General features: G+C 45.5%; 30 protein-coding genes. 25 read left to right on the forward strand and 5 right to left on the reverse strand.

The genetic code is table 11. The annotated features are described in order from the left end of the window. Nucleotides 1–167 precede the first annotated feature (167 nt). From rpmG to MKY14_RS01090, 10 genes are all read left to right on the forward strand, one after another. Nucleotides 168–317, forward strand: a complete 150-nt coding sequence (rpmG, locus tag MKY14_RS01045) for a 50S ribosomal protein L33 (protein WP_076098468.1) — start codon at nt 168–170, stop codon at nt 315–317. 48 nt (nt 318–365) lie between these two features. Beyond that, the gene (locus MKY14_RS01050; RefSeq protein WP_340975586.1) at nt 366–1,574 is read left to right on the forward strand and encodes a GTP-binding protein; all 1,209 of its coding nucleotides are present in this window, start codon (nt 366–368) and stop codon (nt 1,572–1,574) included. A gap of 218 nt (nt 1,575–1,792) precedes the next feature. Further along, nucleotides 1,793–2,500 carry a metal ABC transporter ATP-binding protein gene (locus MKY14_RS01055; protein ID WP_076184339.1) on the forward strand — a complete coding sequence of 236 codons (708 nt, stop codon included), beginning with the start codon at nt 1,793–1,795 and terminating at the stop codon, nt 2,498–2,500. Next, the gene (locus MKY14_RS01060) at nt 2,446–3,312 is read left to right on the forward strand and encodes a metal ABC transporter permease (protein WP_076125073.1); all 867 of its coding nucleotides are present in this window, start codon (nt 2,446–2,448) and stop codon (nt 3,310–3,312) included. The genes MKY14_RS01055 and MKY14_RS01060 overlap by 55 nt, the downstream gene beginning before the upstream one ends. Beyond that, complete coding sequence (locus MKY14_RS01065) at nt 3,302–4,402, forward strand: metal ABC transporter substrate-binding protein (protein ID WP_340975587.1); 1,101 nt, start codon at nt 3,302–3,304, stop codon at nt 4,400–4,402. Before MKY14_RS01060 ends, MKY14_RS01065 begins: the two co-directional genes overlap by 11 nt. Nucleotides 4,403–4,428: 26 nt before the next feature. Further along, on the forward strand, nt 4,429–4,698 hold the full coding sequence (gene rpsN / locus MKY14_RS01070) for a 30S ribosomal protein S14 (RefSeq protein WP_038569786.1): 270 nt from the start codon (nt 4,429–4,431) through the stop codon (nt 4,696–4,698). A 149-nt stretch (nt 4,699–4,847) separates the two neighbouring features. After that, the gene (locus MKY14_RS01075; protein WP_081383129.1) at nt 4,848–5,282 is read left to right on the forward strand and encodes a DUF6157 family protein; all 435 of its coding nucleotides are present in this window, start codon (nt 4,848–4,850) and stop codon (nt 5,280–5,282) included. After that, nucleotides 5,260–6,030, forward strand: a complete 771-nt coding sequence (locus MKY14_RS01080) for a GNAT family N-acetyltransferase (RefSeq protein WP_081387804.1) — start codon at nt 5,260–5,262, stop codon at nt 6,028–6,030. Before MKY14_RS01075 ends, MKY14_RS01080 begins: the two co-directional genes overlap by 23 nt. A gap of 16 nt (nt 6,031–6,046) precedes the next feature. After that, nucleotides 6,047–6,412, forward strand: a complete 366-nt coding sequence (locus tag MKY14_RS01085; protein WP_076280977.1) for a hypothetical protein — start codon at nt 6,047–6,049, stop codon at nt 6,410–6,412. A gap of 3 nt (nt 6,413–6,415) precedes the next feature. After that, complete coding sequence (locus MKY14_RS01090) at nt 6,416–7,051, forward strand: class I SAM-dependent methyltransferase (protein WP_076280976.1); 636 nt, start codon at nt 6,416–6,418, stop codon at nt 7,049–7,051. Between the two features lie 112 nt (nt 7,052–7,163). Here the strand turns inward: MKY14_RS01090 and MKY14_RS01095 are convergent, their stop codons facing one another. Together MKY14_RS01095 and MKY14_RS01100 are read right to left on the reverse strand one after the other, a co-directional pair. Beyond that, the gene (locus MKY14_RS01095; RefSeq protein WP_076125083.1) at nt 7,164–7,967 is read right to left on the reverse strand and encodes an MBL fold metallo-hydrolase; all 804 of its coding nucleotides are present in this window, start codon (nt 7,965–7,967) and stop codon (nt 7,164–7,166) included. A 151-nt stretch (nt 7,968–8,118) separates the two neighbouring features. Next, entirely contained in the window at nt 8,119–8,703 is a 585-nt protein-coding gene (locus tag MKY14_RS01100; RefSeq protein ID WP_036679391.1) for a helix-turn-helix domain-containing protein, read from the reverse strand. Nucleotides 8,704–8,867: 164 nt separating this feature from the next. On the opposite strand from MKY14_RS01100, the gene MKY14_RS01105 reads away from it, so the two are divergent. The 9 genes from MKY14_RS01105 to MKY14_RS01145 all read left to right on the forward strand — a co-directional run bounded on the left by MKY14_RS01105 (nt 8,868) and on the right by MKY14_RS01145 (nt 14,754). Next, the gene (locus MKY14_RS01105; RefSeq protein ID WP_036689213.1) at nt 8,868–9,155 is read left to right on the forward strand and encodes a Dabb family protein; all 288 of its coding nucleotides are present in this window, start codon (nt 8,868–8,870) and stop codon (nt 9,153–9,155) included. Between the two features lie 207 nt (nt 9,156–9,362). Beyond that, complete coding sequence (locus MKY14_RS01110) at nt 9,363–9,803, forward strand: DUF86 domain-containing protein (protein WP_076125085.1); 441 nt, start codon at nt 9,363–9,365, stop codon at nt 9,801–9,803. A 58-nt stretch (nt 9,804–9,861) separates the two neighbouring features. Further along, nucleotides 9,862–10,527, forward strand: a complete 666-nt coding sequence (locus MKY14_RS01115) for a helix-turn-helix transcriptional regulator (protein ID WP_038569796.1) — start codon at nt 9,862–9,864, stop codon at nt 10,525–10,527. A gap of 100 nt (nt 10,528–10,627) precedes the next feature. Next, the gene (locus MKY14_RS01120; RefSeq protein ID WP_076280974.1) at nt 10,628–11,107 is read left to right on the forward strand and encodes a YtxH domain-containing protein; all 480 of its coding nucleotides are present in this window, start codon (nt 10,628–10,630) and stop codon (nt 11,105–11,107) included. 255 nt (nt 11,108–11,362) lie between these two features. Continuing rightward, nucleotides 11,363–12,169 (forward strand): glutamate racemase, encoded by an 807-nt coding sequence (gene racE, locus MKY14_RS01125; protein WP_036689641.1) that lies wholly within the window; start codon nt 11,363–11,365, stop codon nt 12,167–12,169. 306 nt (nt 12,170–12,475) lie between these two features. Then, nucleotides 12,476–13,684: a M14 family metallopeptidase gene (locus tag MKY14_RS01130; RefSeq protein WP_076125089.1), complete on the forward strand. Its 1,209-nt coding sequence runs from the start codon at nt 12,476–12,478 to the stop codon at nt 13,682–13,684. A gap of 110 nt (nt 13,685–13,794) precedes the next feature. Beyond that, entirely contained in the window at nt 13,795–14,049 is a 255-nt protein-coding gene (locus tag MKY14_RS01135) for a hypothetical protein (RefSeq protein ID WP_076125091.1), read from the forward strand. 121 nt (nt 14,050–14,170) lie between these two features. Continuing rightward, the gene (locus tag MKY14_RS01140; protein ID WP_036689223.1) at nt 14,171–14,473 is read left to right on the forward strand and encodes a HesB/IscA family protein; all 303 of its coding nucleotides are present in this window, start codon (nt 14,171–14,173) and stop codon (nt 14,471–14,473) included. A 41-nt stretch (nt 14,474–14,514) separates the two neighbouring features. Next, nucleotides 14,515–14,754, forward strand: coding sequence for a DUF1450 domain-containing protein (locus MKY14_RS01145; protein ID WP_036689224.1), 240 nt, complete (start codon nt 14,515–14,517; stop codon nt 14,752–14,754). Between the two features lie 586 nt (nt 14,755–15,340). Here MKY14_RS01145 and MKY14_RS01150 read toward each other — a convergent pair. Then, a complete protein-coding gene (locus MKY14_RS01150) occupies nt 15,341–17,380 on the reverse strand; it encodes an LTA synthase family protein (RefSeq protein ID WP_340975590.1) in 2,040 nt (679 codons plus the stop codon). A gap of 205 nt (nt 17,381–17,585) precedes the next feature. Next, a complete protein-coding gene (locus MKY14_RS01155) occupies nt 17,586–18,725 on the reverse strand; it encodes a THUMP domain-containing class I SAM-dependent RNA methyltransferase (protein ID WP_340975591.1) in 1,140 nt (379 codons plus the stop codon). 202 nt (nt 18,726–18,927) lie between these two features. On the opposite strand from MKY14_RS01155, the gene MKY14_RS01160 reads away from it, so the two are divergent. Next, entirely contained in the window at nt 18,928–19,557 is a 630-nt protein-coding gene (locus MKY14_RS01160) for an O-methyltransferase (protein ID WP_076278631.1), read from the forward strand. Nucleotides 19,558–19,561: 4 nt separating this feature from the next. Here the strand turns inward: MKY14_RS01160 and MKY14_RS01165 are convergent, their stop codons facing one another. Further along, entirely contained in the window at nt 19,562–20,782 is a 1,221-nt protein-coding gene (locus MKY14_RS01165; protein WP_038569803.1) for an MFS transporter, read from the reverse strand. A 231-nt stretch (nt 20,783–21,013) separates the two neighbouring features. Between MKY14_RS01165 and hemE the strand changes: the two genes are divergently transcribed. The 5 genes from hemE to MKY14_RS01190 all read left to right on the forward strand — a co-directional run bounded on the left by hemE (nt 21,014) and on the right by MKY14_RS01190 (nt 26,820). After that, nucleotides 21,014–22,075 carry a uroporphyrinogen decarboxylase gene (gene hemE, locus MKY14_RS01170; protein WP_340975593.1) on the forward strand — a complete coding sequence of 354 codons (1,062 nt, stop codon included), beginning with the start codon at nt 21,014–21,016 and terminating at the stop codon, nt 22,073–22,075. 54 nt (nt 22,076–22,129) lie between these two features. Next, the gene (hemH, locus tag MKY14_RS01175) at nt 22,130–23,086 is read left to right on the forward strand and encodes a ferrochelatase (RefSeq protein WP_340975595.1); all 957 of its coding nucleotides are present in this window, start codon (nt 22,130–22,132) and stop codon (nt 23,084–23,086) included. Beyond that, entirely contained in the window at nt 23,083–24,507 is a 1,425-nt protein-coding gene (gene hemG, locus MKY14_RS01180; RefSeq protein ID WP_312149272.1) for a protoporphyrinogen oxidase, read from the forward strand. The genes hemH and hemG overlap by 4 nt, the downstream gene beginning before the upstream one ends. A 162-nt stretch (nt 24,508–24,669) precedes the next feature. Further along, nucleotides 24,670–26,067: a CapA family protein gene (locus tag MKY14_RS01185; protein ID WP_076125103.1), complete on the forward strand. Its 1,398-nt coding sequence runs from the start codon at nt 24,670–24,672 to the stop codon at nt 26,065–26,067. Nucleotides 26,068–26,088: 21 nt separating this feature from the next. Next, the gene (locus tag MKY14_RS01190) at nt 26,089–26,820 is read left to right on the forward strand and encodes a glycerophosphodiester phosphodiesterase (protein ID WP_076125104.1); all 732 of its coding nucleotides are present in this window, start codon (nt 26,089–26,091) and stop codon (nt 26,818–26,820) included. Nucleotides 26,821–26,850 lie beyond the last annotated feature (30 nt).

A 26,850-nucleotide genomic window follows, 5' to 3' on the forward strand; every position in this document is an offset into this window, starting at 1 on the left:
GAATCATATTTTTTATAATTCCATCTATACGTAATTTGTCCACCAGAAAGACCACAAAATTAAGAGAGTTGAAATTTTTACAAGATCATAGTTGACAGATTGTGAATAAACCGTGTACGATGTGTTAATCGTAATTATTACGATTTAATAAAAAGGAGATGGAAACGATGAGAGTAATCATTACTTTGGCATGTACGGAGACAGGAGATCGCAACTATACCACTACCAAGAATAAACGAAATCATCCAGGGCGTATGGAAATGAAAAAATATTGTCCACGCCTAAAGAGAGTAACCTTACATCGCGAAACCCGTTAAGGGCGGATGTTTTTAATCTTGATTTTATAAACGATAGGAGTGGTATAGTTGAAAAAGCTCCCTGTTACCGTGCTCAGTGGATATTTGGGCTCTGGGAAAACAACATTGTTGAATCATATTCTGCACAACCGTGACGGTCTTAAAGTAGCTGTTATTGTAAATGACATGAGTGAAGTGAATGTGGATGCGAATCTGGTGAAGTCCGGAAATACGCTTTCCAGGACTGAAGAGAAATTGGTTGAGATGTCCAATGGTTGCATCTGTTGTACACTTCGTGATGATTTGATTGTCGAAGTACAAAAACTGGCTGCGGAAGGGCGATTTGATTACATCCTGATTGAATCCTCAGGCATTAGCGAACCTGTACCAGTAGCACAGACCTTTACCTATGCCAATCCCGAGTTGGATATTGATCTGACTTCGCTTGCTCAATTAGACACGATGGTGACTGTTGTGGATGCTGGGCGTTTCTGGCATGACTTCTCCTCAGGTGATAGTCTGATGGACCGCAACCAAACGGCTGGAGAAGGGGATTTCCGCGATATTGTGGATCTGCTTATTGATCAGATCGAAACTTGTGATGTCTTGCTGCTTAATAAGTGCGATCTGTTGAAAGAAGATGAACTCAATAAGCTTGAAGCTGTGCTGCGTAAGCTTCAGCCGTCTGCTAAGCTGATCCGTACAATTAACGGCGTAGTAGATCCAAAGGAAATTCTAAATAACGGATTGTTTGATTTTGAGAAAACAAGCTTATCCTCTGGTTGGATCGCGGAGCTGAATAAAGAGACCCATACCCCTGAGACGGAGGAATACGGGATTTCTTCTTTCGTCTATCGCCGGAGAACACCGTTCCACCCGCAAAGATTAAGTTTTTTCTTTAGCAACTGGCCGGAAGAGGTCGTTCGGGCAAAAGGGGTGGCATGGGTAGCGGCAAAAGGTGATCTTGCAGCTACTGTAAGTCAGGCAGGACCTTCCATTCAGTTCGGACCTGCTGGTTACTGGTTGGCTACAATGCCTAAGGATCAGCAGTTGGAGGTGCTGGAAAGCGAACCTGAGCTGCGGGCAAAATGGGACGAGCAGTGGGGCGATAGAATAAATGAAATCGTATTTATCGGTGTAAATATAGATCAGGCACAACTCGAAGCCAGATTGGACAGATGTCTGCTGACAGCGGAGGAGCTGAAGCAGGATTGGACAAAGTTCAACAATCCACTTCCGTGGCCTGTTGAAGAACTCCTTGCGGCTGCTGAGGAATAGATACTTAGTAAATTAACGGTGGAAATCCGGAATCCAGAAGGTGGGATTCCGGATTTTTGTTGTATTCGAAAAAGGACTAATAGTTATTATTACGATTAATTTTCAGTTTTGGGTTTACAAATCGTAATGATTACGATATTATCAAATTTGTTAAATCGTAAAACTTACGATTTAATCTGGGTTGGACATAATATCAGTCAGAAGGGAGGCGAGGCATGATGATCCTATCATCCATGCGGAATGTAGTGTTCGGGTATGGGGATGAACCTGTTCTTGATGATATCTCATTAGATATTCATATCGGACAGTTTATTGGTATAACGGGACCCAATGGTGCTGCTAAAACCACCCTGCTGAAGCTAATGCTCGGCCTGCTTCGTCCATGGAGTGGAACGGTTCAGTTGAATAAAGAGTTATCAGATAACGGAAAGATGGTTATCGGCTACGTTCCACAGCAGGTAGCTTCTTTTAACGCAGGGTTCCCAAGTAAGGTGATCGAACTGGTTCGCTCGGGTTGTTATCCAAGGCTTGGATTATTTAGACGCTTTACACCTGAGCAGGACGAGATCGTTGAGCGAAGTTTAAAGCAGGTGGAGATGTGGCATTTGCGAGACCGGAAGATAGGAGAACTGTCAGGCGGCCAGAAGCAGCGGATTTGCATCGCTCGAGCATTGGCACAACAGCCGCAGATATTGGTTCTCGATGAACCTACTACGGGGATGGATCTGGACAGTCGTATTGGGTTCTATAAGCTGATGCGCCATGATGTCAGTGAACACGGCCGGACCGTAATCATGGTGACGCATGGCCTGGAAGAGACCAGCTCCTATCTGGATACGTTGATCAGCCTGGAACGAAAGGAGAATGAGGGTTGGCAATGTTTAGTTACGAATTCATGCAACGTGCATTTTGGGCCGGTGGATTAATTGGCATTATCGGTCCGCTACTCGGGGTATATCTCATGCTTCGCCGTCAGGTCCTAATGGCGGATACCCTCTCTCATGTTTCGCTTGCAGGAGTAGCACTAGGCTCAATACTACAGCTTAATCCGGCACTAAGTGGCTTCATGGTAGCGATTCTCGGTGGTATTGTCATCGAACAGCTTCGACGTTCTTATCGTACATATAGCGAGCTTCCGGTAGCGATTATTATGACCTCTGGATTAGCATTGGCAGTTGTACTTATGAGCTTAAAGCAGAATTTAAGTAAAAGCTTCAGTTCCTATCTGTTTGGTTCCATCGTTGCGGTCAGCGACACTCAACTAAAGATTATCGCTGTGGTTGCTGTAATCGGTCTGATCTATTTTATTGTGTTACGCAGATCCTTATATAATCTGACCTTTGATGAAGAGACCGCTAGTATCAGTGGAGTTCATGTGGGCTGGTTATCATTTTCGTTTGCTGTACTAACTGGAATGACAGTCGCTGCTGCGATGCCAGTTGTTGGAGTGCTGTTAGTCTCAGCGCTTATTGTTTTGCCAGCTTCGATTGCTTTGCGTATAGCGTCTGGTTTTACGACAGCTATATTGATCTCAATCGGCGTAGGATTACTCGGCGTTTTTAGTGGCCTAAGTGCCTCGTATTACATCAATACACCGCCTGGTGGGACGATTGCTCTTATACTGCTATCGTTCTTATTAATCGCAATTTTGGTACAGAAGCTGATCCGACTAAGAAATCGTCGGCGAATTCATAAAACTATTTCCAGTAAAGGAGTTACACCTCTCAATGAAATTTAGAATCCATCATTTAGCCATTTTGTCCCTGTCCGCGTTACTTATTGCCGCCGGTTGCGGTAATAATGCTGTTAATTCTTCTACTACTACGAATGCTTCTGGAGCCGCAGAAGCTACAGCCCTTCCGGAGTCATCTAAATTAAATATTAAAGTCAGTTTCTATCCTATTTACGAGTTTACCAAAAATGTGGCAGGAGATCTGGCGGACGTGGAAGCACTCATACCAGCAGGAATCGAACCCCATGATTGGGAACCGACAGCAAAAGATATGGCAGAAATCTCAGATGCGGATATGCTGATCTATAATGGCGCAGGAATGGAAGGCTGGGTAGATCAGGTGCTGGAAAGTGTATCTGGCACTCCGTTAATTACTGTAGAAGCGAGCAAAGGTCTGGACATCATGGAAGGCACGGAAGAGGAAGAGGCTGACCACCACCATGAAGAAGGAGAGCATGCTCATGAAGAAGAGGAGCATGCTCATGAAGAAGGAGAACATGCTCATGAAGAAGGAGAGCATGCTCATGAAGAAGGAGAACATGCTCATGAAGAGCATTCGCATGATCACGGTGGATTAGATCCGCATGTGTGGCTCAATCCTACATTAGCCATTCAAGAAGTGCGTAACATTGAAGCAGCTTTAGCTGCTGCCGCACCTGAACATGCCGAGGATTTTAAGACAAATGCAGATGCTTATGTAGCTAAGCTGGAGCAACTGGATCAAGAATTTAAGGACGGTCTTAAGGATACTAAACGCAAGGATTTTATTACTCAGCATGCGGCTTTTGGATACCTTGCCAAGCAGTATGGATTAACTCAGGTCCCGATTGCCGGACTATCTCCGGAGCAGGAGCCTTCTGCCGCAAATATGAGTAAGATTGTGGAGTTTGCGAAAGAGCATAAAGTGAAAACGATTTTCTTCGAGACACTTGTATCCTCCAGTGTGGCAGACACAATAGCAAAAGAGATTGGTGCCAAAGCAGCCGTTCTAAACCCAATTGAAGGATTAACAGAGGAAGATCGCAGTCAAAACCTGGATTATTTAGGAATCATGCGTCAGAACCTGGAAGCCTTGAAGAGTGCATTGAACGAGTAGATTTAAAGGATGGAAGGAGAACGAACATGGCCAAGAAATCTAAAGTTGTGAAAGAATTGAAGAGACAAGCACTAGTCGCCAAATACGCTGTTAAAAGAAAAGAACTAAAGGAACAGGGGGACTATATGGCTTTGCAAAAGCTGCCACGTGATTCCTCCGCAACTCGTCAAAAAAATAGATGCCAAGTGTCTGGCAGACCTCGAGGCTATTTGCGGAAATTTAATGTTTCCCGAATTGTATTCCGCGAATTGGCGCATAAAGGTCAGATTCCGGGCATTACCAAGTCGAGTTGGTAAATGAGAACGGCTAATCCTCCGTAGTTTAGAGGATTGGCCGTTTTTGCTGTTCATCCATCATGGGCTTTAGAAAATTCGGCTATGCTTAGAATAGGAAAATGATTTATCATAGAAGGAATATATTTCTATTTAAGATGGAGGTGATGCAAATGAGCTATACCGATACTTTTATTCGTGTAGCAGAGGACTGTCCTGAGGAAATAGGAGTTCCTCCGATGTCTTGCCGAACGCTCCCGCCTGCACATGTGATTCAATATGAACTGTTAATCAATGAGCCCTACAAATACAATCATGAAGAACTTCTGTACGAGGTTCATGTGCGCCATAAACAAATTCCACAGGAAGAACGTTTGGCCCGTAAGGAAGAAATATGGAACGAACTATTTTCCAAAAATCATCCTTGTCTAAGGGCTTCACTGTTGCCGAAGCGTTTTGGTTGGGGTGTTCATTATAACGGTGAGGGGAAAATAGCTCTCTATGGCAAAGAGTCTCCCGAATATGACTATTTCACCTCCCAAGGGGAGGGAGCTGTGAAATTACTGCCTGCGATGCGTAACAAACGTGCTTCAAAAGGAGCGGATTAAGCTGTATAAATTCATAGAAGAAATCACACTTAATACTTGGCCGGCGGAGCAAAGCGTTCTCCTGCAGGGCTGGATTCTACGTTCGGCAGCTGGTTATACAAAAAGGGCCAATTCGGTCAATCCATTATACGGGGCTGACAGCTCTCAGGTTGAACTCACAGAACAAATCAAGCTTGCGGAGCGGTATTATGAGCATGCTGGACTACAGTCTGTGTTCAAAATAACCCCCTACATCCTGCCGCCAAAGCTTGATGAGATTCTTGCAGAGCGTGGCTATACAATTGCCGAGCCTTCATCTGTAAGGCTTCTTGATCTGGGGGACTTAGCGAGCCCCGATCTGCGTTATACGGTTCAGATACAGGAGAGCTTGACTGAAGAGTGGCTGCACACCTTCAGTGAGCTTACCGGCTTGTCTGATAAGAACCGGGAAACCTTAACTAGAATGTTGTCTGCATCACATTTGCAGCAGGGTTATGTCCTGTTGTTTAATCATGGTGTTCCTGTCGCCTGCGGTCTTGGTGTGATTCAGAACGGGTACTTGGGTCTGTATGATATTGTCACTTCCCCTGCTCATCGTAGAAAGGGAATGGCGGAACAGCTGCTGCTAGCGTTGCTTAATTGGGGTAGAGCAAAGGGAGCAACAACTTCCTTTCTGCAAGTTGTGCAAGCGAATACGGGGGCTTCAGCCTTGTATGACAAGCTGGGTTTTAAGGAGATCTATCAGTATTGGTATAGAGTGAAAAACTAGCTGAGGAGGGGATGCGGTGAGAAAATTAGGATTGAATCTCCTGATCATTATTGTGTACTGTTTTCCATTTGTCTATTTCGCGATGGATAAAGATTTCAATAATGGTTCAATGGTTGGTTATTTAATGATGATCATCATAACATCACTAATAGCTTTTTTGGGAAAATGGTCTAATAATATAATTGCTATAGTCATTGGGAATATTGCTTCTGCATTTGTCTCTTATTATTTTATTAGCAACTTGTCAGGGGAAGGCGGTTGGGACGGGACGTTTTTCAAACCACTTGGACCTACAGGATCGTTTATATTTTTTAGTATGCTAAACCTGATCCCTCAGTTCCTTGCGATGAAATTAGCGAATAAATTTAAAAAGAAGGTCTAATCTATGTCCGAATACTGGAGTCGAAGATTTGCTCAGGAAGGCATGATCTGGGGGAGTGAACCTAGTCCTACAGCTCAGGCAGCAAGGGATATATTCCGGCAACATAACGTGAAATCAGTTTTAGTCCCGGGTGCGGGATACGGAAGAAATACGAAGGTGTTCTCAGATGAGTTTAAGACCTTAGGCATTGAGTTGAGCGAGGACGCGTTAAAGATGGCGGCAGAATGGGATCCCAAGAGCCATTTTATCTCAGGTTCCGTATTAGATCCTATTTCTGAAGTACAGGTTGATGCTGTCTACTGCTATGACGTATTGCATTTATTTCTCGAAGAGGATCGCCGCAGGCTCGTAGCTAATTGTCTGGAACAGCTGCGGCCGGATGGCTTGCTCTATTTTACCAGTTTTTCCGATGAGGATGCGAACAACGGCTGTGGAACACTTTTGGAACCGGGAACCTACGAATACAAAGAGGGAAAATACGCCCATTTTTTTAGTGAAGAAGATTTAAGACAACATTTTGCAGGTACGAAAATAATTACGACCGGCTCATGTGTGGAGACTTTATGTGGGCCGCTTGGAGAAAAACATCAATACATACTGAGATATATCGTCGCACGTAAATCTGCACTAAGCAAGTAATTTAGGGAGGAACTCCCTATAATTTCGTTGAATATCCGTAGAATCGGCTATATCAAATGAATTATAGGGACTTTTTCCCTAGACCTCTGTGCGCTGATCAGGAGTACCTTTTTTACACAAATTTACCTTGACCCGGTAGCGCCATTTCTTTGAAATTTTTGCACAAATGAGCAAGCTGAGTAGACAGCTCCTCACCTTCCATGGGTACTCCATGTCCCGAAAGAACAAGATGTGGATTCAGCAAGGCAAGGGTACGGACCGATTTCTCAGCAGCTTCCCAGTCTGTCGTGAAATAAGAGGGTGGGCCATGCACCACCTGATGCTGCGTAGCCACTGCAAATACGGATTCCTGTTTGACCGTAAGGAACGTATCACCAGCGATCAGAACTCTATCCTCAGGCCTGAACAGGGAGATATGTCCGGGACTATGTCCAGGGGTATGGATCCATTCCCAGCCCTTCGCACCAGGAACAGTCCTGTCTTCCGGCAAGGGATGAACGGCTGAACCAAGGTCAATGCCATGATGTGAAAATAAAGGGGAAATCATGCTCATAAGCCCGCCGCCTACGGCCGGATCGGCTGGAGGGTAGTCTTCTTTACCTGTCAGAAAAGGTAGTTCTAGCGGATGAGCATATACAGGCACATTCCATTCCTCAACAAGCCTTTTTACACCCCCAATATGGTCAAAATGCCCATGCGTCAGGATAATTGCCACCGGAGGTTTATCATAATGCTCCGTAGCAAAATCAATAATATTGCCTGTATATGAGCTAAGACCAGTATCTACAAGAACCCAATCCGAAGAGGGCTGGCCAATTAATGCGACATTTACAAACATAGTGCGAAGTCCAATGACACCAGGGGCCACTTTCCAAGTATCGGTATAGCCCTTTGACAGAATTCCGTTAAGTTTCATCTTGCGCCTCCTGACCCGTTCTTTAGTACTACACAATATATTTACACACAGTAGTATGACCTCTTTTTAAGAAAAAAAGGTATGGCAAATAACCCTTCTCATGATTTCTTGAAGAAGGGCTGTGTTAGACGTGTTTTGTGAGAGGATTGTATTAGAGCGTTCCGCAGTCTGCAAATAGAATATGGCGTGGAATCCGAAAGAAAGCTTCGGCTTTTTCCTGCAGAGCAGGGGTCGGCAGATGGCTGTTGTGGAGCCATTTTCGAAATGTTCCAGGATGGACGCCTATCCAGATACTTACATCCGTTACTGAGAAATCGTAAACCATACAAAGTCCGGTCAGGATAACATTGCTGCGCGGTGAACTGGTAATACTTCTTTTCATAAAACGTGAGGGTGTAGGCTGACATACAATGGGGCTTTGACGAATCAATGCTTCATTGAACAGAATGTGGGGTGGGTACCCCAATAGGCGGCAGGTCTTGTCAATGTTATTGTTGGAAGGGATACGACCTTCGTATACCCAAGCGCTTACACTGCGTGAGGATATACCAAGCTCTTCTGCGAGTCGTGACAGCTTGATATCCTTAGCCATCAATACAGCAAGCAGCACACGGTTTCTAATCTGGCTGCGCTTTGGACGGCGAAATCTTTTGACTCGAACGCCTTGTCCAAGGTATTTGCGATTGATCAGAGACCACGCCTGGATATTATGAGTTTCTTGTTGGTTATTAGGCATAATTCCTCCGATTTTTTAAAAATATACTACAACACTTTCTGGTATATCGGCAATGGTTAATGCTGCTATTTCTGACAACACCGTTTAAGTTTCTTTCAGAACAGCTACGCTTATGATATATTTTTAATATCTAATTACAATATTACATTAGGGAGCGATATAGAATGATCAAACATATTGTGTTTTTCAAATTAAAAGATCGGTCCGAAGAAAGCGTAGCGGCAACGGTAGCAGTACTGCGTAATATGGAAGGCAAGATCCCGCAGCTTCTCTCCATCGAGGTGGGTGCTGACATCATTCATTCCGATCGTTCCTTTGATATTGCTCTAGTCACAGAAGTGGCTTCTCTAGAGGATTTACAGGCGTATCAGGTTCATCCGGCGCATAAAGAAGTTATTGCTCACATTAATGAAGTCAAAGAGCTCTCGATTGCTGTAGATTACGAAATTTAAGCTGCTGCTTGAATATAGTATCATCATTTTATACCGGAAGCGGTGACAGGAATGCGTGAGCTTGAGTATCCAATGGAAGCGTTAACTTATTTAGTCGTTTTTCTCGGAGCATGTTTCGTAATGTTCTTCTGGCTGAAACGCCGTGGCAAACGCGGTAAGTAGAGATTAGGACGGTTCTCTAACAATTATAGACATGGGGGTATTGCTGTGTATTATGTCAACCGCAATCAAATCGAAACCATTCTTGCTCAAATCCCTGATATTACCGCTGGTCTTCGGACTGTAGCAGCTTCCTGGGATGGTACAACATTAACCGGACTAATACAGGAACGCTGCCTCCATCTGGCAATAGAGGTTGTAACAGACGTTGGTAGCTGTCTCATTGACGGGTTTATTATGCGTGATGCTGGAAGTTATGAGGATATAATTTCTATTATTCATGAAGAGAAAGTGCTAGGTCAAAGTGTGATTTATGAGAGATTGATAGAATTAGTTGCTCTGCGTAAGCCACTCGTTCAGGATTATTATGCTTGGGAGAGAGGTGATCTGCATCCACTTACCCCCATTCTTTCGGAAGTACTTGAGCAGTTTGCCGTTGAGGTACGGAAATATTTGGACCAGGAGCTTGGAGCCAGCGTACCGCTATAATAGCATAGGATAGAATCACATAGAATAGGCGATAGCCGTGAAAGAGAGGGGTTCCTTTATGATGAAGATGGGGCAGGAAAACGGATCGACAAGACAAATGATTATGACGCTCCTGAAGACGAAAGGAACACTGACCATCGGCGCGCTGGCAGAAGAATTGGGAATTACAGAGATGGGTGTCCGTCGTCATGTGCTTCAGCTGGAGCAAGAAGGGCTTGCAAAGACAAAAGTGGTCCGGCAAGCGATGGGGCGGCCTTTACATATGTACTCATTAACGGAGAGAGCCGAAGAATATTTCCCAAAAAGTTATCACAACTTGGCTTTGGAGCTTCTGCGTGAATTGGATTACGGCAGTGGACTGGATGCTGTTAATACATTATTTGAAGGACGCCGCCGCCGAATGCTCGCTCAGTATGCTCCGATGATGGAACGGCGGAATTTGGAAGAACGCGTCGCCGAATTATCTTCCATCCAAAATGCCGGTGGATATATGGCAGAATGGAACCGCGAAGAGGATGGCTCATATGTCATAAGGGAGTACAATTGCCCGATTCGCCAAGTGGCTACCCAGTATCGTAAGGCTTGCCAATGTGAGCATAGTCTTTTCGAAGAATTGCTGGATGCTAAGGTCACACGTAATGAATGTATGGCAGAGGGCGGCCATTGCTGCCGCTACGCTATCGTACCCAAAAATGTTACAGACAAAACTTCTGAAAAGTTATAATAATTAGTCACAAGACAATCCCCTGCTGCTTATGATATAGCAGATATAGGCATTAGCCCGGTAGAGCGGGGAGCAATGAATTTAAAGGAGAGATGAAACGATGAAAAAGGACACCAAAGGCTTATTATGGGGCGCTTTAGTCGGCAGTGTGGTTGGATCGGTGACAGCATTGCTGTTCGCACCTAAACCAGGTAAAGAGCTGCGCAAGGATATTGCGGAAGGAACTGCCGCTGGTATTGAGAAGGTTCAAGAAATTGCCGTTCAAGCCGGAGACAAGAGCATTGAGATTTATGACAAAGCAAAAGATTCGATTGGGCATGTAGTGCATGAAGTTCGGGAATGGAGCAAATCATGTGCGAATGCTGTTGATGAAGAAGAAAAAATCACAGTAACTGTAAGCGGTATTGCTACAGAAGATGCTGTAGAAGCAGTTGACGCTGTAGAAGCTGTTGAAGAGGCTGCTGCCACTTTGGAAGTGGTAACTCAGTTGGTTGAGGCCACTATAAGTGAAGATGTAAGCGAAGAAGTTAGCCTGGAAGAAGTCGTTCAAGATGACAAGGTTGATAAAGAAATTCTATAATGGGACCGTGGTTTAAATCCTCTGTTTCAGTGGTAAAAGAGTACTCATTCTCTTATAATAGAGCCGCTTCTTCGCATTGGGCGGAGGGTGGCTTTTTTAATTAGTTTGCCCCCGCTTGTTAAATGATGGAAGAAGACTAGTCTTGAACTAAGAGGGCAAAAGGAGTAATATCTGCAATTGGGGCTGAAAGCCAGGTACATTTTGTTTTCACCTTACATAAGCTACACAAAACAAGTAGAAGGAAGCGGTGTGTTCGTGCAGCAAGCTATAGCAATATTAGACTCAGGTGTGGGAGGGTTAACAGTTGTCAAAGAAGTGATGAGGCAACTCCCGCGGGAGAAGATCATTTATTTCGGAGATACTGCCCGAGCTCCGTACGGACCCCGTTCGACCGAGGAAGTACAACTGTTTACTGAACAAATTGTAGATTATTTGATCCAGTTTAATCCTAAAATGATCGTTATCGCTTGTAATACCGCAACAGCTGCGGCACTCGATTATATCTCAGCCAAGGTCTCCATCCCTGTAATTGGGGTGATTCATCCCGGAGCCCGCGCAGCAATTAGCGCAACCAAAAGCGGACATGTCGGCGTGATCGGTACGGTAGGAACCATCAACAGCGGAGCTTATACTAACGCATTAAAGCAGTTGTCCCCTTTTGTTGAGGTTGTAAGTCAAGCCTGTCCAGCGCTTGTCCCACTTGTCGAGCAAGGCAAGTTCCGCTCAGAGAAAAGTTACGATATCGTAGAAGAGGCACTCGAAGGCATTAAAGACACTAACATCGATACTTTAATTTTAGGATGCACTCATTATCCATTTCTTGTAGAACCCATTGGTGAGACTATGGGATCAGGAGTCAAGCTGATCAGTTCTGCAGATGAGACCGCTCGTGAGATCAGCACAATTTTATATGACAAAGGCAAGCTGTCCATCGGCGATGAAAGTCCAATTCATCAGTTCTTCTGCAGCGGTGATGCTGAGATGTTTCAAAGCATCGCGCGAGACTGGCTTGGAGAACAAATTAGACGTACTCCAGTAGTGTGGCAAGTATCCACGTTATAAGCAGGAGCAATGTTGAATTGAATAGGGACAAACTCCATGGGAGTGTAAAAAGAAAAACAGACTGGGAAAGCACATTTCCCAGTCTGTTTTTTTGAAATATAAGCATTTATACGCTGCGGATCTGTAATATCCTTATTTTCATGAGAAATGGTTGCCATCTATAAAGGGCGATGACGTTGTTTTTTCTTGTGATTCATTTCTCCTTCATGCCGGGTAGTGGCGCTTGCATACAATAGAGTTAAGTGCTGTATGCCGCTGTTTTTGTATTGCTGTATCAGCAATTTAAGGCCGAGAGGATGAGACCTAATGCGACAATATATTGCAAACAGGGGAGATACCGTAAGCCGAATTGCCGCTCTACATGGATTAACTCCTGAGCATGTTATTCAAGGTAATCCATGGGTTGGGAGGCAGTCTTATTTATACCCAGGCCAGGTTTTATTTCTGCCATCTTCGCCGCGTAAAAGGTATGCTGTGCAGGAAGGGGACACTCCAGAACGGATAACCTCATTATTTAATGTGAATTTAGAGGATTTGGAGAAGCTTAATCCTGGTGTGACCTCAGGGCGCTGCTGTACACCTGGAAAAATACTTGTCATTCCACCCCCGATTCCAGACCGCGTGGTGTTTCTGCGCGGGGAGTACGGTCCGGCTGATGTTGAGAGTGACATTGACAGCTTGCTTGTCCAATACCCGTTTATACAAGCAGCCACAATAGGCACGAGCGTACTCGGCAAGCCACTCCATGTACTCAAGATCGGGAACGGCACTCGTCATCTGCATGTTAACGCCGCTTTGCATGCCAATGAATGGCTGACTTCGCCATGCTTGATGTCCTTCATAGAGGAGTATGCAGCAGCTTATGCTGAAGGCTTGGAATGGAATGGACATAACCCTGAGGTTTGGTTCCAAAACTGGACATTATGGGTCGTGCCTATGGCTAATCCAGATGGTGTGGAGCTGGTTCAGGAAGGGGTTTTGCCTGACCATCCGTTTTATGATGACCTCATGAGATGGAATGGTGGACGAAGCAGCTTCCGGCATTGGAAAGCTAACATCCGCGGTGTGGATCTTGGGGATCAATTTCCCGCTCATTGGGAAGAGGAGCGGGAACGTCGGGGAGTAAGGCAGCCCTCACCGCGGGATTACAGCGGCCCTGAACCGCTGAGTGAGCCTGAAGCAGCTGCTCTGGCAGCCCTGGCTGAGGAAGCGCCTGGCGAAGCTGCAGTGTCTCTGCATAGCCAAGGAGGAGAGATTTATTGGAACTACCGGGGGTATGAGCCTCCCGAGAGCCGTGAATTAGCCGCGCAGCTGGCAGTTGCGAGCAGTTACCGGGCAGTGGAGCTGACGGGAAGTGATGCCGGATATAAGGATTGGTTTATTCAGACCTTCCGCAAACCTGGATTTACTGTGGAGCTTGGGATTGGCAAAAATCCGCTGCCACTAGCAGATTTTGAAGATATGACCCTGGAAACAGGACTTATATTAGCAACGCTCCTTTCCAATGTGAAATAATTATGAAACATTTGCAGTAAACTTGCGTAAAATAAACCATAGGGTATGGCCGCTGTCGTCACTACACGTTATCCGCGGCTGTATCCTTTTTACTTGGGAGGAGGGTCACCATGAAACTGAAAAAAATACTGTCACTAAAACAATGGTCCCATATCTTCAGTAGCTCCTGGCAATACATCCGCTCCCCTAAAGTAGCAATGGGGGACAAGCTGTTATTTACAATTCCAGTACTGCTCTATTGGGTCTTGCCGGACTTCATGCCATTTATTCCGATCGATGATATTGGAGTGACCATGCTGCTAATGGGCTGGTTCGTGTCACGAATGGGCCGGAAATATCCTACCCTTCAGCAGGGTGAAGGATAGCACCGCACATTTTCGACAAGAACTTCAGAGCTAATTAGCCAATATAGTTGCTTTTAGATGTCATTTACCTTTAAAATAAGTAATTGAGTATTTAATTTTCGGACTAGGAGATGGAATATAGATGAAGGTCAAAATTACCCGTAATGCGGCTAAAGTGATAAAGAAACAAATGGAGCTGGAAGGAAACAGTGAGTTGAAGCTGCGCGTAGCAATTACACATGCACACGGTGATCATGCTCACTACGGACTGGACTTGGACACGCCTAAAGAGAACGATGTTGTAGTATCGACAGATAAGGAAATCGATGTTATTCTTGATCCGAGCCAACCACTCCTTGATGGCGTGGTCGTTGATTATTTGTATCTTCCACAAGAAGGTTTTGTCATTACGAATCCCTCTAAAGGTAATCACGGCGATCACTAAACATTCGCCTGTAAATTTCGAACACAAAGAAGGGTTGCTCCATGGCTAACGAAATACAAGTGTGCGATGAATGTAATTTCATGAAGTTGAAAAGTATTATCCCTAAGCTGCAAAAAATGGCACCTGATGCCGAGATCAAGGTCGGCTGCAAGTCGTACTGCGGTCCATGTGGCAAACGGGCTTTTGTTTATGTGAATGGTCGTTATGTGAGTGCTCCAACGGAGGATGAAGTGTTGAAGAAAGCGGAAGCTTTTATCAAACAGCCCTCCGTTCAGAAATAATACTGAGTTCTTATCAACTAAGATAATAGGGTCGATCCCTCTTTATTCTCAGAATAAGTAAAAGTAAACAGAGCAGCGATTCTCCTGTTATTTGGAGGATCGCTGCTCTGTGTTTTCTGGCCATTGACGGCTTACTTCAATCGTGTCCATCATCCCATCATTTCTCCGTCTCATCATCTCATCGTCCCACCATCTCACCGTCTCATCGAGCCCACCATCCTATCATTCCACCATCCCATCATCTCCTCATCCCACAGGTGTTACGGACTCAGATGACGTTATTTGCCTGTTTTTAGCCTTTAAAGCAAGATTTCGGACCCCAGTGACGCTATTCCTTAAAAAGAGGCTCATATCGGCGTTTTCTAGGCTAATAGCTGCTCTGGAGTCCGTTAGCATTCCAAATCTCGGATAATGCTGCGTTTAGGGTCAGCTGTGTCCGTTAGTGAGATACTTCGCGGATCCAAGTCGGAAAACCAAACGTGCTTTCAACAACGATCAAGTGGTAAATGTCCAACATAGAGAGGATATCGCAGCAGCCCTTTTCGATAGTTTTTTGGACAGTCTCTTCGTTTACCCGGATGTAAGCTTAAGGTGCAGATTGTGTGTTCTTGAGCCTCTTGATTCCATCATATTTCATGATATCGTCGGAGATCTGTAGCCGGAGCTTGCTGGTCTCATACCCGATGCTGCACTTCCCTACGTCAATGGCTTCGCGGCTTTCGAGACTATAACAGGTTCCGCTGGCAAATTGCCCATTTTCGCTGGGGAGATAAGACAGCTTTGCATCGGCATAGGCGCCGGATCGCAGCGTTACAAGACGCTCATGCCCGCTAAACAGATTATTGCCCATGAGATAATAAGGATCACGTGAGATCCCCAGCAAATGGAGCAAGGAAGGTGTAAGATCCAACTGACCAGCTGGAGCTGAATCTAGGACAGAGGCGTTAGAGCCTGGCAGATGAATGAGCAAGGGAACCTGATGCATTATTTTCTGCATATCGAGTGCGCTAAGGCTTTTGCCGAGAAATTGTTCGTAATAAGAGGTCTCCTGGATCGAATTATCATGATCTCCATAGAAAGCAACAATGGTATTATCCCACAGCCCACGCTGCTTCATCTCTTTGACCATTTCCCCTAAAGCTTCATCCGTATAGTGAACAGCCTGCAAATAATCTCCGAAGATCGTGCCCTTGAACTCTCCAGTATCAAGCCCTTGTTTATCTGCAGGGAGAGAATAAGGATGATGGCTGGATAGTGTAGTCAAAAATGAATAAAAAGGCTGCTTTATCGTTTCTGAAGTGTCCATAATATCGAGGGATTGCCGCAAAAAGGATTTGTCACCCAGAGACCAGCCTAGAGGTTCGTCTATTGTATAGTCTTTTTTGTTATAAAAATGGTCATAACCCATCGCGTTATACATAATCTGCCGATTCCAGAAGCTGCCTTCGTACGCATGAAAAGCATTGGTACTGTAGCCCTTTGATTTCAAAATAGCAGGCAGCGTGTCAAACTGATGATCCGGGTAACGGACAAATACCGAGCCGGAGACCAGCGGGTACAGGGAAGCGTTGGACGTGAAATCCGCATCGGAAGTTCGTCCTTGTGAGGTCTGATGGTAGTAATTGCTGAAATAGGTGTTTTCTTTGATTAGAGCGTTCAGATTAGGCGTGATCTCCTGGCCGGATATTGAGCGTCCAACTACAAAGTTCATAAAAGCTTCAGCTTGAATAACAACGATGTTGCTTCCGCTGTATTTTCCAAAGCTGTCATTATTGGCATTTTGCTCAGTGTTTTGTTCATTGAACCAGAGCTGCATTGAGGTGGCTTCTTCTTGCGAAAGCTCGGGCTGCGGACCTAGATGATCTTTAGCATATAAGTAAATATCATAACCGTGAAAACCGATTAGTCCGGTTACGTTATACATCGCCAGACTCCACCAGTTGCCAGTGAATAGATCTTTAGCCCAGGTAGTAGCGTAGGTGTGGATAGGGCCAAAGGTCAGCGCGCAACCTAGCGCCAGAGCAACGATGCCATTCACGCTTCTTTTTAGCATCCTGCTCAGGCGTGAAGAGCGGCGGGAATAACCGTTTTGAGAATAAGAGTGAGATTGCCCATAACGGCGAGGGGCGGCATTAGACAAGTATGTATGGGTTTTCCGGTGGTATAACCCTATTCCGATTCCATAGGCAATAAGCAGAAGCCAGTCAGCGAACAAATAAAGATCGGAAGGACGCAGTAGAGCGAAGATACTTCCACCAAGCGCATCCATCTGTCCAGCCTGAAACAATACGGGTACCGTGATAAAATCCTGAAAATAACGATAGTAGACGATATCCGAATAAATAAGCAGTGTCAGAAGCAAGTTTATACTTAACAACGCTATCGTCTGTCCCCGGCGGGGAAGCCACAGGGTCCAAAAAGACAATAACATGACTGAACCTACAGCAATCCATTTGTCCTGCCGGTTCATATCTATATTGGGAGCATGCAGCCCACTATGCAGAAATAATAACTTGGCCAGCATGATGCCAAGAAAAAGGAGATAACCGATATATCGGGAGCGAATCACAGCAACTACTGTACTTGTTACGGTTGTGCTGCTCCGATTTGATGGAAAGTCAGACATTATAAAACCTCCTAACACAGAAAATAATTAAAACCAGAATAAACAATGTTGTTGTCTTTTTCAGATGATAAACGTTTCTCATAGAAATATATGAGCGAAAAGTTATAGGCGCTAAACTAAAACAGTCTTATACTCGGAGAAAAACGGACATCCTCCTCATACGAGGTAGATGTCCGTTCTGCATTCAAAGCAATGGTGATCCTAATTATTTCGGATTTCTAGGTGGAAGTGGACCCAAGTATTGATAATATTGACACTCGATACGTCCGTTATACAGTTTGCGGCGTTTGTCTGCCTTACGACCGTAAAATTGTTCGAATTCCTTGTAAGGGCTGATCGCAAAAAATGACCATGTTGGCAGATATATCATCATTTCACCAAACTGGCGGGTCAGCTTCTCCACTTCTTTGTCATTACTGATCCGTTCCCCATATGGAGGGTTAGTAATGATACAACCATATTCTCCTTCAGGTCTTGCTTTGGCGGCAGCCATCACTTTGAAGGTAATTTCTCCGGACAGTCCAGCACTCTTGGCGGCAGCTTCAGCAATTTCAATCGCTTCTGGATCAATGTCCGTACCTGTTAATTGCAAAGGATAATCATCGCGCACCGCATCGAAAGCTTCTTCGCGCGCCTCTTTCCAAAGATGTTTGGGGATGACTGGCCAATGTTCAGATGGAAATGAGCGGCGTAGTCCTGGAGCAATATTCCAAGCGATCATGGCAGCTTCAATTAACAGTGTTCCCGAACCACAACATGGATCGAACAGGGGCCGATGGCCATTCCAGCGGCTAAGCTGGATTAGTGCAGCAGCCATTGTTTCCTTCAGCGGAGCCTCTGTTGCATGTCTGCGGTAACCCCGTTTGTGAAGCGCGGGTCCTGTGGTATCTAATGTGATCAAAGCGATGTCATTTAATAAAATCACTTCGATCACATATCGAGGACCGTTCTCCGGGAACCAGTCTGTATGATACGAAAGCTTCAGCTTCTCAACAATAGCTTTTTTGACAATCCCTTGGCAAGCGGGTACACTCGTTAGTTGTGATTTATGGGACCGTCCTTCAACCGGGAATTCTCCATTCTCTGGAATCCAATCTTCCCAAGGCAAGGCTTTAACCCCTTCGAATAACTCGTCAAAGGTTTTAGCAGGGAATTGGCCCATTTTAACCAATACGCGGTCAGATGTACGCAGCCACAAGTTACAGCGACAGATATCGATGTAATCACCGCTGAATAATACTCGTCCGTTCTCGACCTTGGTCTCATAACCCAGTTCGTTTAATTCGCGCGCTACCACAGCTTCTAAACCCATAGGGGCAGTAGCGATTAATTGTAATTTGCTCAAATACTCTCAACTCCGTTTAACTTGTAGATAAATACAAAAAGCCAGTACAATAAGAAGAGACGGCATTGTCGTCCTTTAAAGCATCCATACAAGTATAGGGGAATGTGGGACACTTCACAATGCCCGGCATTCCATAAATCATAAAATGTTCCCCGTCATCCCTTACTATGAGCAAACGGGGGATCCTCAAAGGAGAATCTTTATGCTTACGCAAGAAGAATACAGTGAACAACTTTATACAGAGGACGAAATTCTGCTTCGAGTAAAAGAAGCAATCGTCCAAGCAGGCATGCCGCCGGTGTCTGTCGAGCCAGGGTACGGAAGACTGCTCACCATGCTAGTTAGACTGTCTCGCTCTAAGCGTATTTTGGAAATTGGCGCACTTGGCGGTTACAGCGGAATTTGCTTGTCCCGCGGTTTCTCTGAAAGTGGCACACTGACTTCGCTAGAGCTGAGAGCCGACTATGCCGAGCTTGCCCAACGTAATTTAGAGCTGGCAGGCTTCGGCGATACTACGGAGTATAGAATAGGACCCGCAATGGACAGCCTGAAGGCACTGGAAGCAGAGGGCGCTAGGTTCGATTTCTTTTTCATTGACGCAGATAAGTTGAACTACACTAACTACTTGGAATATGCCATCAAGCTGGCCAATCCAGGAGCGATCATTGCGGGTGATAATATTTTTCTCCGTGGACGGACCCTAAATACAGATAGAAATGGTCCTGCCATCCTGGCTGTGCGCCACTTCAATGAGATGATCGCCACGGATGAACGTCTTATCAGTACATGCCTGCCTGCCTATGATGGACTGGCACTAGCGATGGTCAAATAACTGATTAGCGAAATAACCGCGGTGTTGTTACTTTGTACAGCTTTAATCGAACCCAAATCGTATTAACCAGCAGCAAGCAGCCGGATATAATGAAGAGCCCCTCAATTCCGATGTAACCTGATAGAAAGCCGCCCAAGATAGCTCCCAGCATATTGCCTAGCGCCAATGTACTGCTGTTGAAGCCGAATGCGCGGCTTTCTTTTCCATCAGGGGTATAGGAGCGGATAAGCGCATTAACGCTGGGCAACAGTCCGCCCATGAAGACTCCCATTAGGAAACGGACTATAATCAGCTGCCAGACGCTAGTTACGAATGCCTGCGGAATTAGGAAGAGTGAAGCGCCAATTAACGCATAGGTCAGAATACGATGTGCGCCGACTTTGTCACTTAGCTTCCCAAGCAAGGGCGAAGCCAGCATATTGGAGATCCCTGTAACCGCACTGACCATCCCGGCCAAGAAGGCTATATTCTCAGCGGGTCCATTTAATTTTTCTACATAAAGTGGCAACAAGGCCATGGGACTAATCATTGCAAATTGCAGCAGAAAGGTTACACCGAATAGAGCTGGAAGCTGAGGGATTTTGATTAATTCCTTCAAGCCTGCGAGTACAGAAACCTGTGGCTCTTGTGCGGCTTCAGCGCGGTCGAATTTTTCTTTAACAAGAAATAATGCCAGCAGAGAGGCGATAAAGAGCAAGGCTCCAACGACATAAAAAATCGGCCGAAATCCGATTAAATCGGCAAGTAAGCCACCAATCAGTGGCCCTAGAATTGTCCCTGCAACAGATCCTGATTGCATCAATCCCATGGAGAAGCCCATACGTTCTTTGGGGGTAGTACCTGACACCAGTGCGATGGAGGCGGGATTGAAGCCAGAGATTGTACCGTTTAAGAGACGGAGCAGGAGCAGCTGTAAAGGGGATTGTGCGAAGCCCATTAATACCATGACAATAGCCATCCCAAAGCTGGAACGCAGCAACATGATTTTGCGTCCATATTTGTCTGCAAGCTTGCCCCATAATGGCTGGAATATGAAAGAGGTTAAGAAGTTTGCGGCAAAAATAAGTCCCGCCCAGATTCCAATTTCATGTTCACCCTGGACACCAAGATCCTTCGCAAGGTACAAGGTCAGGAAGGGTGTAATCATTGTCATTCCAGCATTCACCAAAAATTGCCCGAACCAAAGCACTAAGAGGTTGACCTTCCAGGTCTCCCATTTCTTCATAGTGCTTTCACATCCTTTCAAAGAATTTCAGAGAATATATGATTCACGGAAAAAATGCCATTTTATCAGTATATCATTTTTTGCAGCTTCATGTGTGCAACACATGTCATAGTAATGTCATAGGATTGTCATTCCAAACTCTTCGTATTAGTTGTTACAAGCTTTTAAAAAGGGCATAATAGTAGATATGCCGATTAAAAAAATCTAATAAAATATAATGGAGATCTTATCATGACCTACAATGACACTTTTATCCGCGCCTGCAGAAAGCAGGACACGGAGCACGTTCCCGTATGGTACATGCGGCAGGCCGGCCGTTATGATCCCGAGTACCGTAAAATTAAGGAAAAGTATTCGTTGCTTGAAATCTGCAAGCAGCCTGAGCTGGCGGCAGAAGTAACCATGATGCCCGTTCGCAAGCTGGGTGTGGATGCGGCCATTTTGTATTCCGACATTATGAATCCAGTTGCTTCAATCGGAATGAAATTCGATATCGTTAAGGATATCGGTCCAGTGATTGAGAATCCGATCCGTAGTGCAGCTGATGTGGAGAGACTAAAACCCATTGATGTGGAGGGTGATCTGAGCCACATTTTGGAAACGATTGCTATTCTGGATAAGGAACTGGACGTTCCTTTGATCACTTTTGCAGGCGCGCCGTTTACAATTGCCAGCTATTTGATCGAAGGTAGACCTTCCAAAGGATATATCCGTACGAAAGAGCTAATGTACAGTGAACCCCGTGTCTGGGAAATGCTGATGGACAAGCTGGGCGATATGATTATCACTTACCTCCGAAGTCATGTGCGGAGTGGAGGCAAAGCCTTCCAATTGTTCGACAGTTGGGTTGGTGCGCTTGCTCCACGCGATTTTGAAACATACGTGCTGCCGACGGTTTCTCGTATTTTTTCCGAATTATCTGATCTTGATGTACCTAAAATATACTTTCCTGGCGTAAGCTCTGGAGAATTGCTGCCAAGTCTTATGAAGCTTCAAGCAGACGTAATCGGGCTGGATTGGCGAGTTAGCTTGACTGAAGGCCGACGCAGAATAGGCAATAAATTTGCGATTCAAGGAAATCTTGATCCATATTTGCTTACAGCTCCGATGGACCTCTTGAAAGAACGCGCGAAAGCACTGATCGATGAAGGTGTGCTTGAGCCAGGTTATATCTTCAATCTGGGCCATGGATTATTCCCGGAGGCCTCATTAGACAAACTTAGAGAATTGACGGAGTATATTCACACTTATTCTCAGGAAGTATTACAAGAAACGGCTAAGCAGCGTTCGTAAAAATATAAGAATTTATATGTTCCACGCTATTAAATTGTAAAGGGGACGGAATCCGTGACAGTAAAAATAGGTGTTCTCGTCATGTCGTATGGCACTCCTAAGAGCCTAGAAGATGTTAGAGCTTATTACACGCATATTAGACGGGGGAATCCGCCAACAGCGGAGCAGCTTAAAGAGTTAACCGACCGTTATGAAGCAATCGTCGGGGGGGTATTCCCACTGCGGGAGAATACAGACCGGCAAGTAGAAGCTTTACAAGCAGCATTAAATGCGGATAAAGCGGGAGCAGATGTTGAATTTGTCTGCTATCAAGGCTTGAAGCATGCCAGTCCCTTTATTGAGGACGGCGTGGAGGCTATGGCGAAGGATGGCATTACTCAAGCAGTGGGTATTGTTTTGGCGCCACACTATTCCAGTATGAGTGTAGGGAGCTACATCAAGCGTGCGCAGGAAAAGGCTGATGCATGCAAGATTGACATGGGTTTTGTGGAGAGTTACCATATGCATCCTGAATTGATCGATGTGTTAAGCCAAAGAGTGTCGGCGAAGCTGGATCAATATATTGAAGCAGGTGCGACCCGTGATGAGATTCGCGTATTATTCAGCGCTCATAGTCTTCCAGAACGTATTCTGGCTATGGGTGATCCATATCGGGATCAGCTGCTGGAAACTTCGCAGGCAATTGCAGCTCAAGCAGGCATAACCAACTGGCAGTTTACTTGGCAAAGTGCTGGCCGCACAGCTGAACCGTGGCTTGGTCCAGATATTCTGGACACGCTGCAACAGCTTAGTAAAGAACAGGTGGAATACGTATTGGTGGCCCCTATCGGATTCGTATCCGATCATTTAGAGGTACTGTACGATCTCGATATTGAGGCAACAGCCGTAGCTGCAGAGCTTGATATGCGTCTTATGCGGATTGACTCACTGAATAGTGATCCTGCATATATGTCTGTATTGAGCGATGTAATTCGTAAACGACTGGAGCAGATGAAGGCCGCTCAATCATGATTGGTCCCACAAGAAAAATTGTTATCATAGGCGGAGGGCTGAGCGGACTCAGCGCCGCCTTTTATATTCGTAAATTTTATAAAGAAGCGGGTATTAAGCCTGATATTGTCTTGCTTGAGAAAGAGAAAAACCTCGGTGGAAAGATTGAAACCTTACATCGCGATGGTTTTGTGATTGAAAAGGGACCGGATTCATTTCTGGCGGAAAGGGCGGAGATGTGCGAGCTGGCTAAGGAACTGGAATTGGATCACGAGCTGGTATCCACTAACCCTCTTGCTAAGAAGCGATATATCTTGCAGCGGGACAAGCTTAATCCTTTGCCAAACGGTCTTGTACTCGGTATCCCTACCGAACTGAAACCTTTTTTATCAAGTGGGTTAGTTTCGTTTGGGGGCAAAATACGTGCGATGATGGATTTTATTCTTCCTCCGCGGCGTAATGATGAAGACGAATCGCTTGGTGAGCTTATTGAGCGCCGTCTAGGGTCTGAAGTGCTGGAGAACTTAACCGAGCCACTCCTCTCTGGCATGTACGCCGGAGATATACAAAAAATTAGCCTGCATGCTACTTTTCCGCAATTTGGACAATTAGAACAACAGTATGGCAGCCTTATTCGTGGAATGCGCACAGGGCGAAAGAATAAAAAGGTACAGGAAGGTACTACACAGACTACCTTCTTGACGTTCCGCAAAGGGCTGCAAAGTCTCGTGCATAGTCTGATTTATGAGCTGCATGATGTAGAACAACGGACGGAATCTAACGTAGTTTCTATTCAGGCTGTTGGGAGTCCTTCTATTTATGAGGTAGAGCTGGAGAATGGCGAACGGTTGCTTGCAGATGATGTATATATCACTACGCCTAATTTTTCGGCTGCTGACTTACTTCGTCCCCATATGGAGGTTACGGCGCTGGAAGCGGTGGATTATGTTTCAGTAGCGAATCTAGTCATGGCTTTTAGCAAAAAGGATATTGTTAACGAATATGATGGATCAGGTTTTTTTGTGCCTCGTAAAGAAGGGCGGAATATTACTGCCTGCACATGGACATCTACGAAATGGCCGCATACGGCTCCTGATGATAAGGTGCTTTTGCGCTGTTATGTGGGTCGTTCTGGTGATGAACAGAATGTTCAGCTGCCTGATGAGGCTTTGACGGAGCTTGTGCTTAAAGATTTACGAGAGATCATGGGCATTACTGCGAAACCAATATTTACGGAAATCACCCGCTTAGAGCATTCCATGCCGCAGTATCCTATAGGACATCTTGATAATATTACCGAATTCCGCAAAGATTTAGCGGCTTCGCTTCCTGGTGTGTATGTCATTGGCGCCGGATTTAATGGCATAGCAATGCCGGATTGCATCAAGCAGTCCAAGCTTATTGCGGAAAGCGTTGCTAAACAGCTAATGAATGAAATGTGAGTACGATGACTAAATAAAACAGTGAAGCGAAGCATGAGGCGCTTCACTGTTTTTCTTTAGTTAGTAAAATTTTCTATTTCTATCGACTCTCTTATTTGTAGGGTGCTGTGATAGATATGCTATAATAAAAACAATTTGAGAGTAGAGGAGATCACAGAAACCATGTATCCGCCGCGATCGCGTTCTAGACAAAAGAACAAACATAAGAGCAAACGCAAGCGCAGAACGGCCTGGGCTTGGATCAATGCAGGTCTTCTTTTGATGATTACCGTGTTATTGACTTATAGCTTTACGAATGACCCTGACAAGAAAAGCGCCTCACCGCCTCCGGTAGCAGAAGCGACAGCTACGCCTATACCAGAGAGTAGTGATCAGCCTCAGACAGCACCTCCGGTGGTTGCAGTTGCAACGCCTGAAGCTACAGAGACGCCAAGCCCTTCTCCTACGGCAACTCCAGAGCCAACGCCTACACCGCAGGAGGAGCCCGAAGAGATTATTGAAACACAAGCTCCTGAAGCGACAGCGACCCCTGCGAAGGATGAGGACAGCTCGGAAGCAGCAAATAATGATGCAGTGTCTGGTCTGCCGTCAGATGATAACGCGTCTGGTAAGACGGTAACTTTGAATTTTGGTGGAGATGTTATATTTTCCGGGAAAGCTGGAGAACTGCTGGAGAAGAAAGGTTATGATTATTCGTATGCCGCATTGGAGGGTCTGTTCAAGAAAGATGATCTTACGATCTTGAATCTGGAAACTCCAGTGACCACAGGTGGCGTAAGTGCCACTAATAAGCAATTTGTATTCAAAGGATCACCACTCGCTCTGGATGCGCTTAAGTCAGCGGGTGTGGACGCAGTAAATATGGCGAATAATCACACGCTTGATCAAGGAGAGCAAGGCTTGCGGGATACCCTTAACCACCTTGCTGAAAGAGGAATTCCTTATGTGGGTGCGGGGCTTAACAGCAAAGAAGCATATTCGGCGCAATATTTTGAACGTAAGGGCATTAAGATCGCTTTGCTGGGATTCACCCGGGTGATTCCTGCGTCGGATTGGATGGCAGGAAAAAATAAGCCGGGGCTTGCCTCCGTATACGATAGTGCAGAGGGATTGAAGGCAATTGCTGCAGCCAAAAAGAAAGCCGATTTGGTGGTCGTAGTGGTCCATTGGGGTAAAGAACGGGTAGAACAATATGATAAAACGCAACAGTCGCTGGGCCATAGCTTTATCGATGCAGGAGCCGATCTTGTCATTGGCGGCCATCCACATGTGTTGCAAGGCGTGGAGCCATACAAGGGCAAATGGATTGCCTACAGCACCGGGAATTTTATTTTTACGAGATCTACAGTGCCTGCCACTTGGGAAACTGCGGTTTTTCAGGCGGAATGTAGTGTAAAAGGTCAATGCTCCTTAAAGCTGAAGCCTATGAAAGCCGAGCTAGCACAGCCTGTGCCAATGAACGAAGTGGATGGAAAGCTTTTGTTAAAAAGAGTAGAAGCTCTATCCGCAGGACGGGTAAAGATCGGCAGCGACGGTAAAGTCACTCAAGTTACCAAATAGGGTTCCTGGGAGGTCCTTATGATGAACAATTTGTGTGTAGCCCATCGAGGGTTTTCCGGTAAAGCTCCAGAGAATACATTGGCAGCCATTCGGATGGCGATTGCCATGCCCTTTGTGCACTGGATGGAAATTGATGTCCAGCTCTCCAAAGACGGCGTTCCTGTTGTCATTCATGATTATACGTTGGACCGGACGACCAATGGTCATGGCAAGGTAAAGAACATGGACTGGGAATATATCCGGCGTCTGGATGCGGGGAGCTGGAAAGGGCGTGTTTTTCAGGGCGAGCGGGTGCCTTCTTTGGAAGAGGTGCTGTCACTAGCCTCTGGAAGATTGCGTCTGAATATTGAACTGAAAACAGTGGGAGATATGTATCCTGGCATTGAGAAGACGGTGACGGATCTTATTTCTGCAAAAGGTATGCGGGACGACGTGATCTTGACCTCTTTTGATACTGGAGCATTAAAAAAAGTCAAGGAAATTGATCCCCGTTTTCGTACCGGATTGATCTTTGATTCCAGATTTGGCAATCCTGCACGCAGGCTGCATGAACTGGATTGCTCTTTACTTTCGATTAGCTTCTCGCGTCTGAATCCTAGACTGGCTAAGCTTTTGTCCGAGCGTGGGGTGGAAATTATGGCTTGGACTGTGAACAAAGCGAAAGAGATGCGTCGCTTAGCCGACATGCATTCTGATATAATGATCTGTACAAACCGCCCGGATATATGGGGCGACACCTTTCTGAAGGTATAAATAATCCAAATCGATGGGAAAGAGAGCTGA

Source organism: Paenibacillus sp. FSL R5-0887 (assembly GCF_038002305.1).
Taxonomy (GTDB): domain Bacteria; phylum Bacillota; class Bacilli; order Paenibacillales; family Paenibacillaceae; genus Paenibacillus_AQ; species Paenibacillus_AQ odorifer.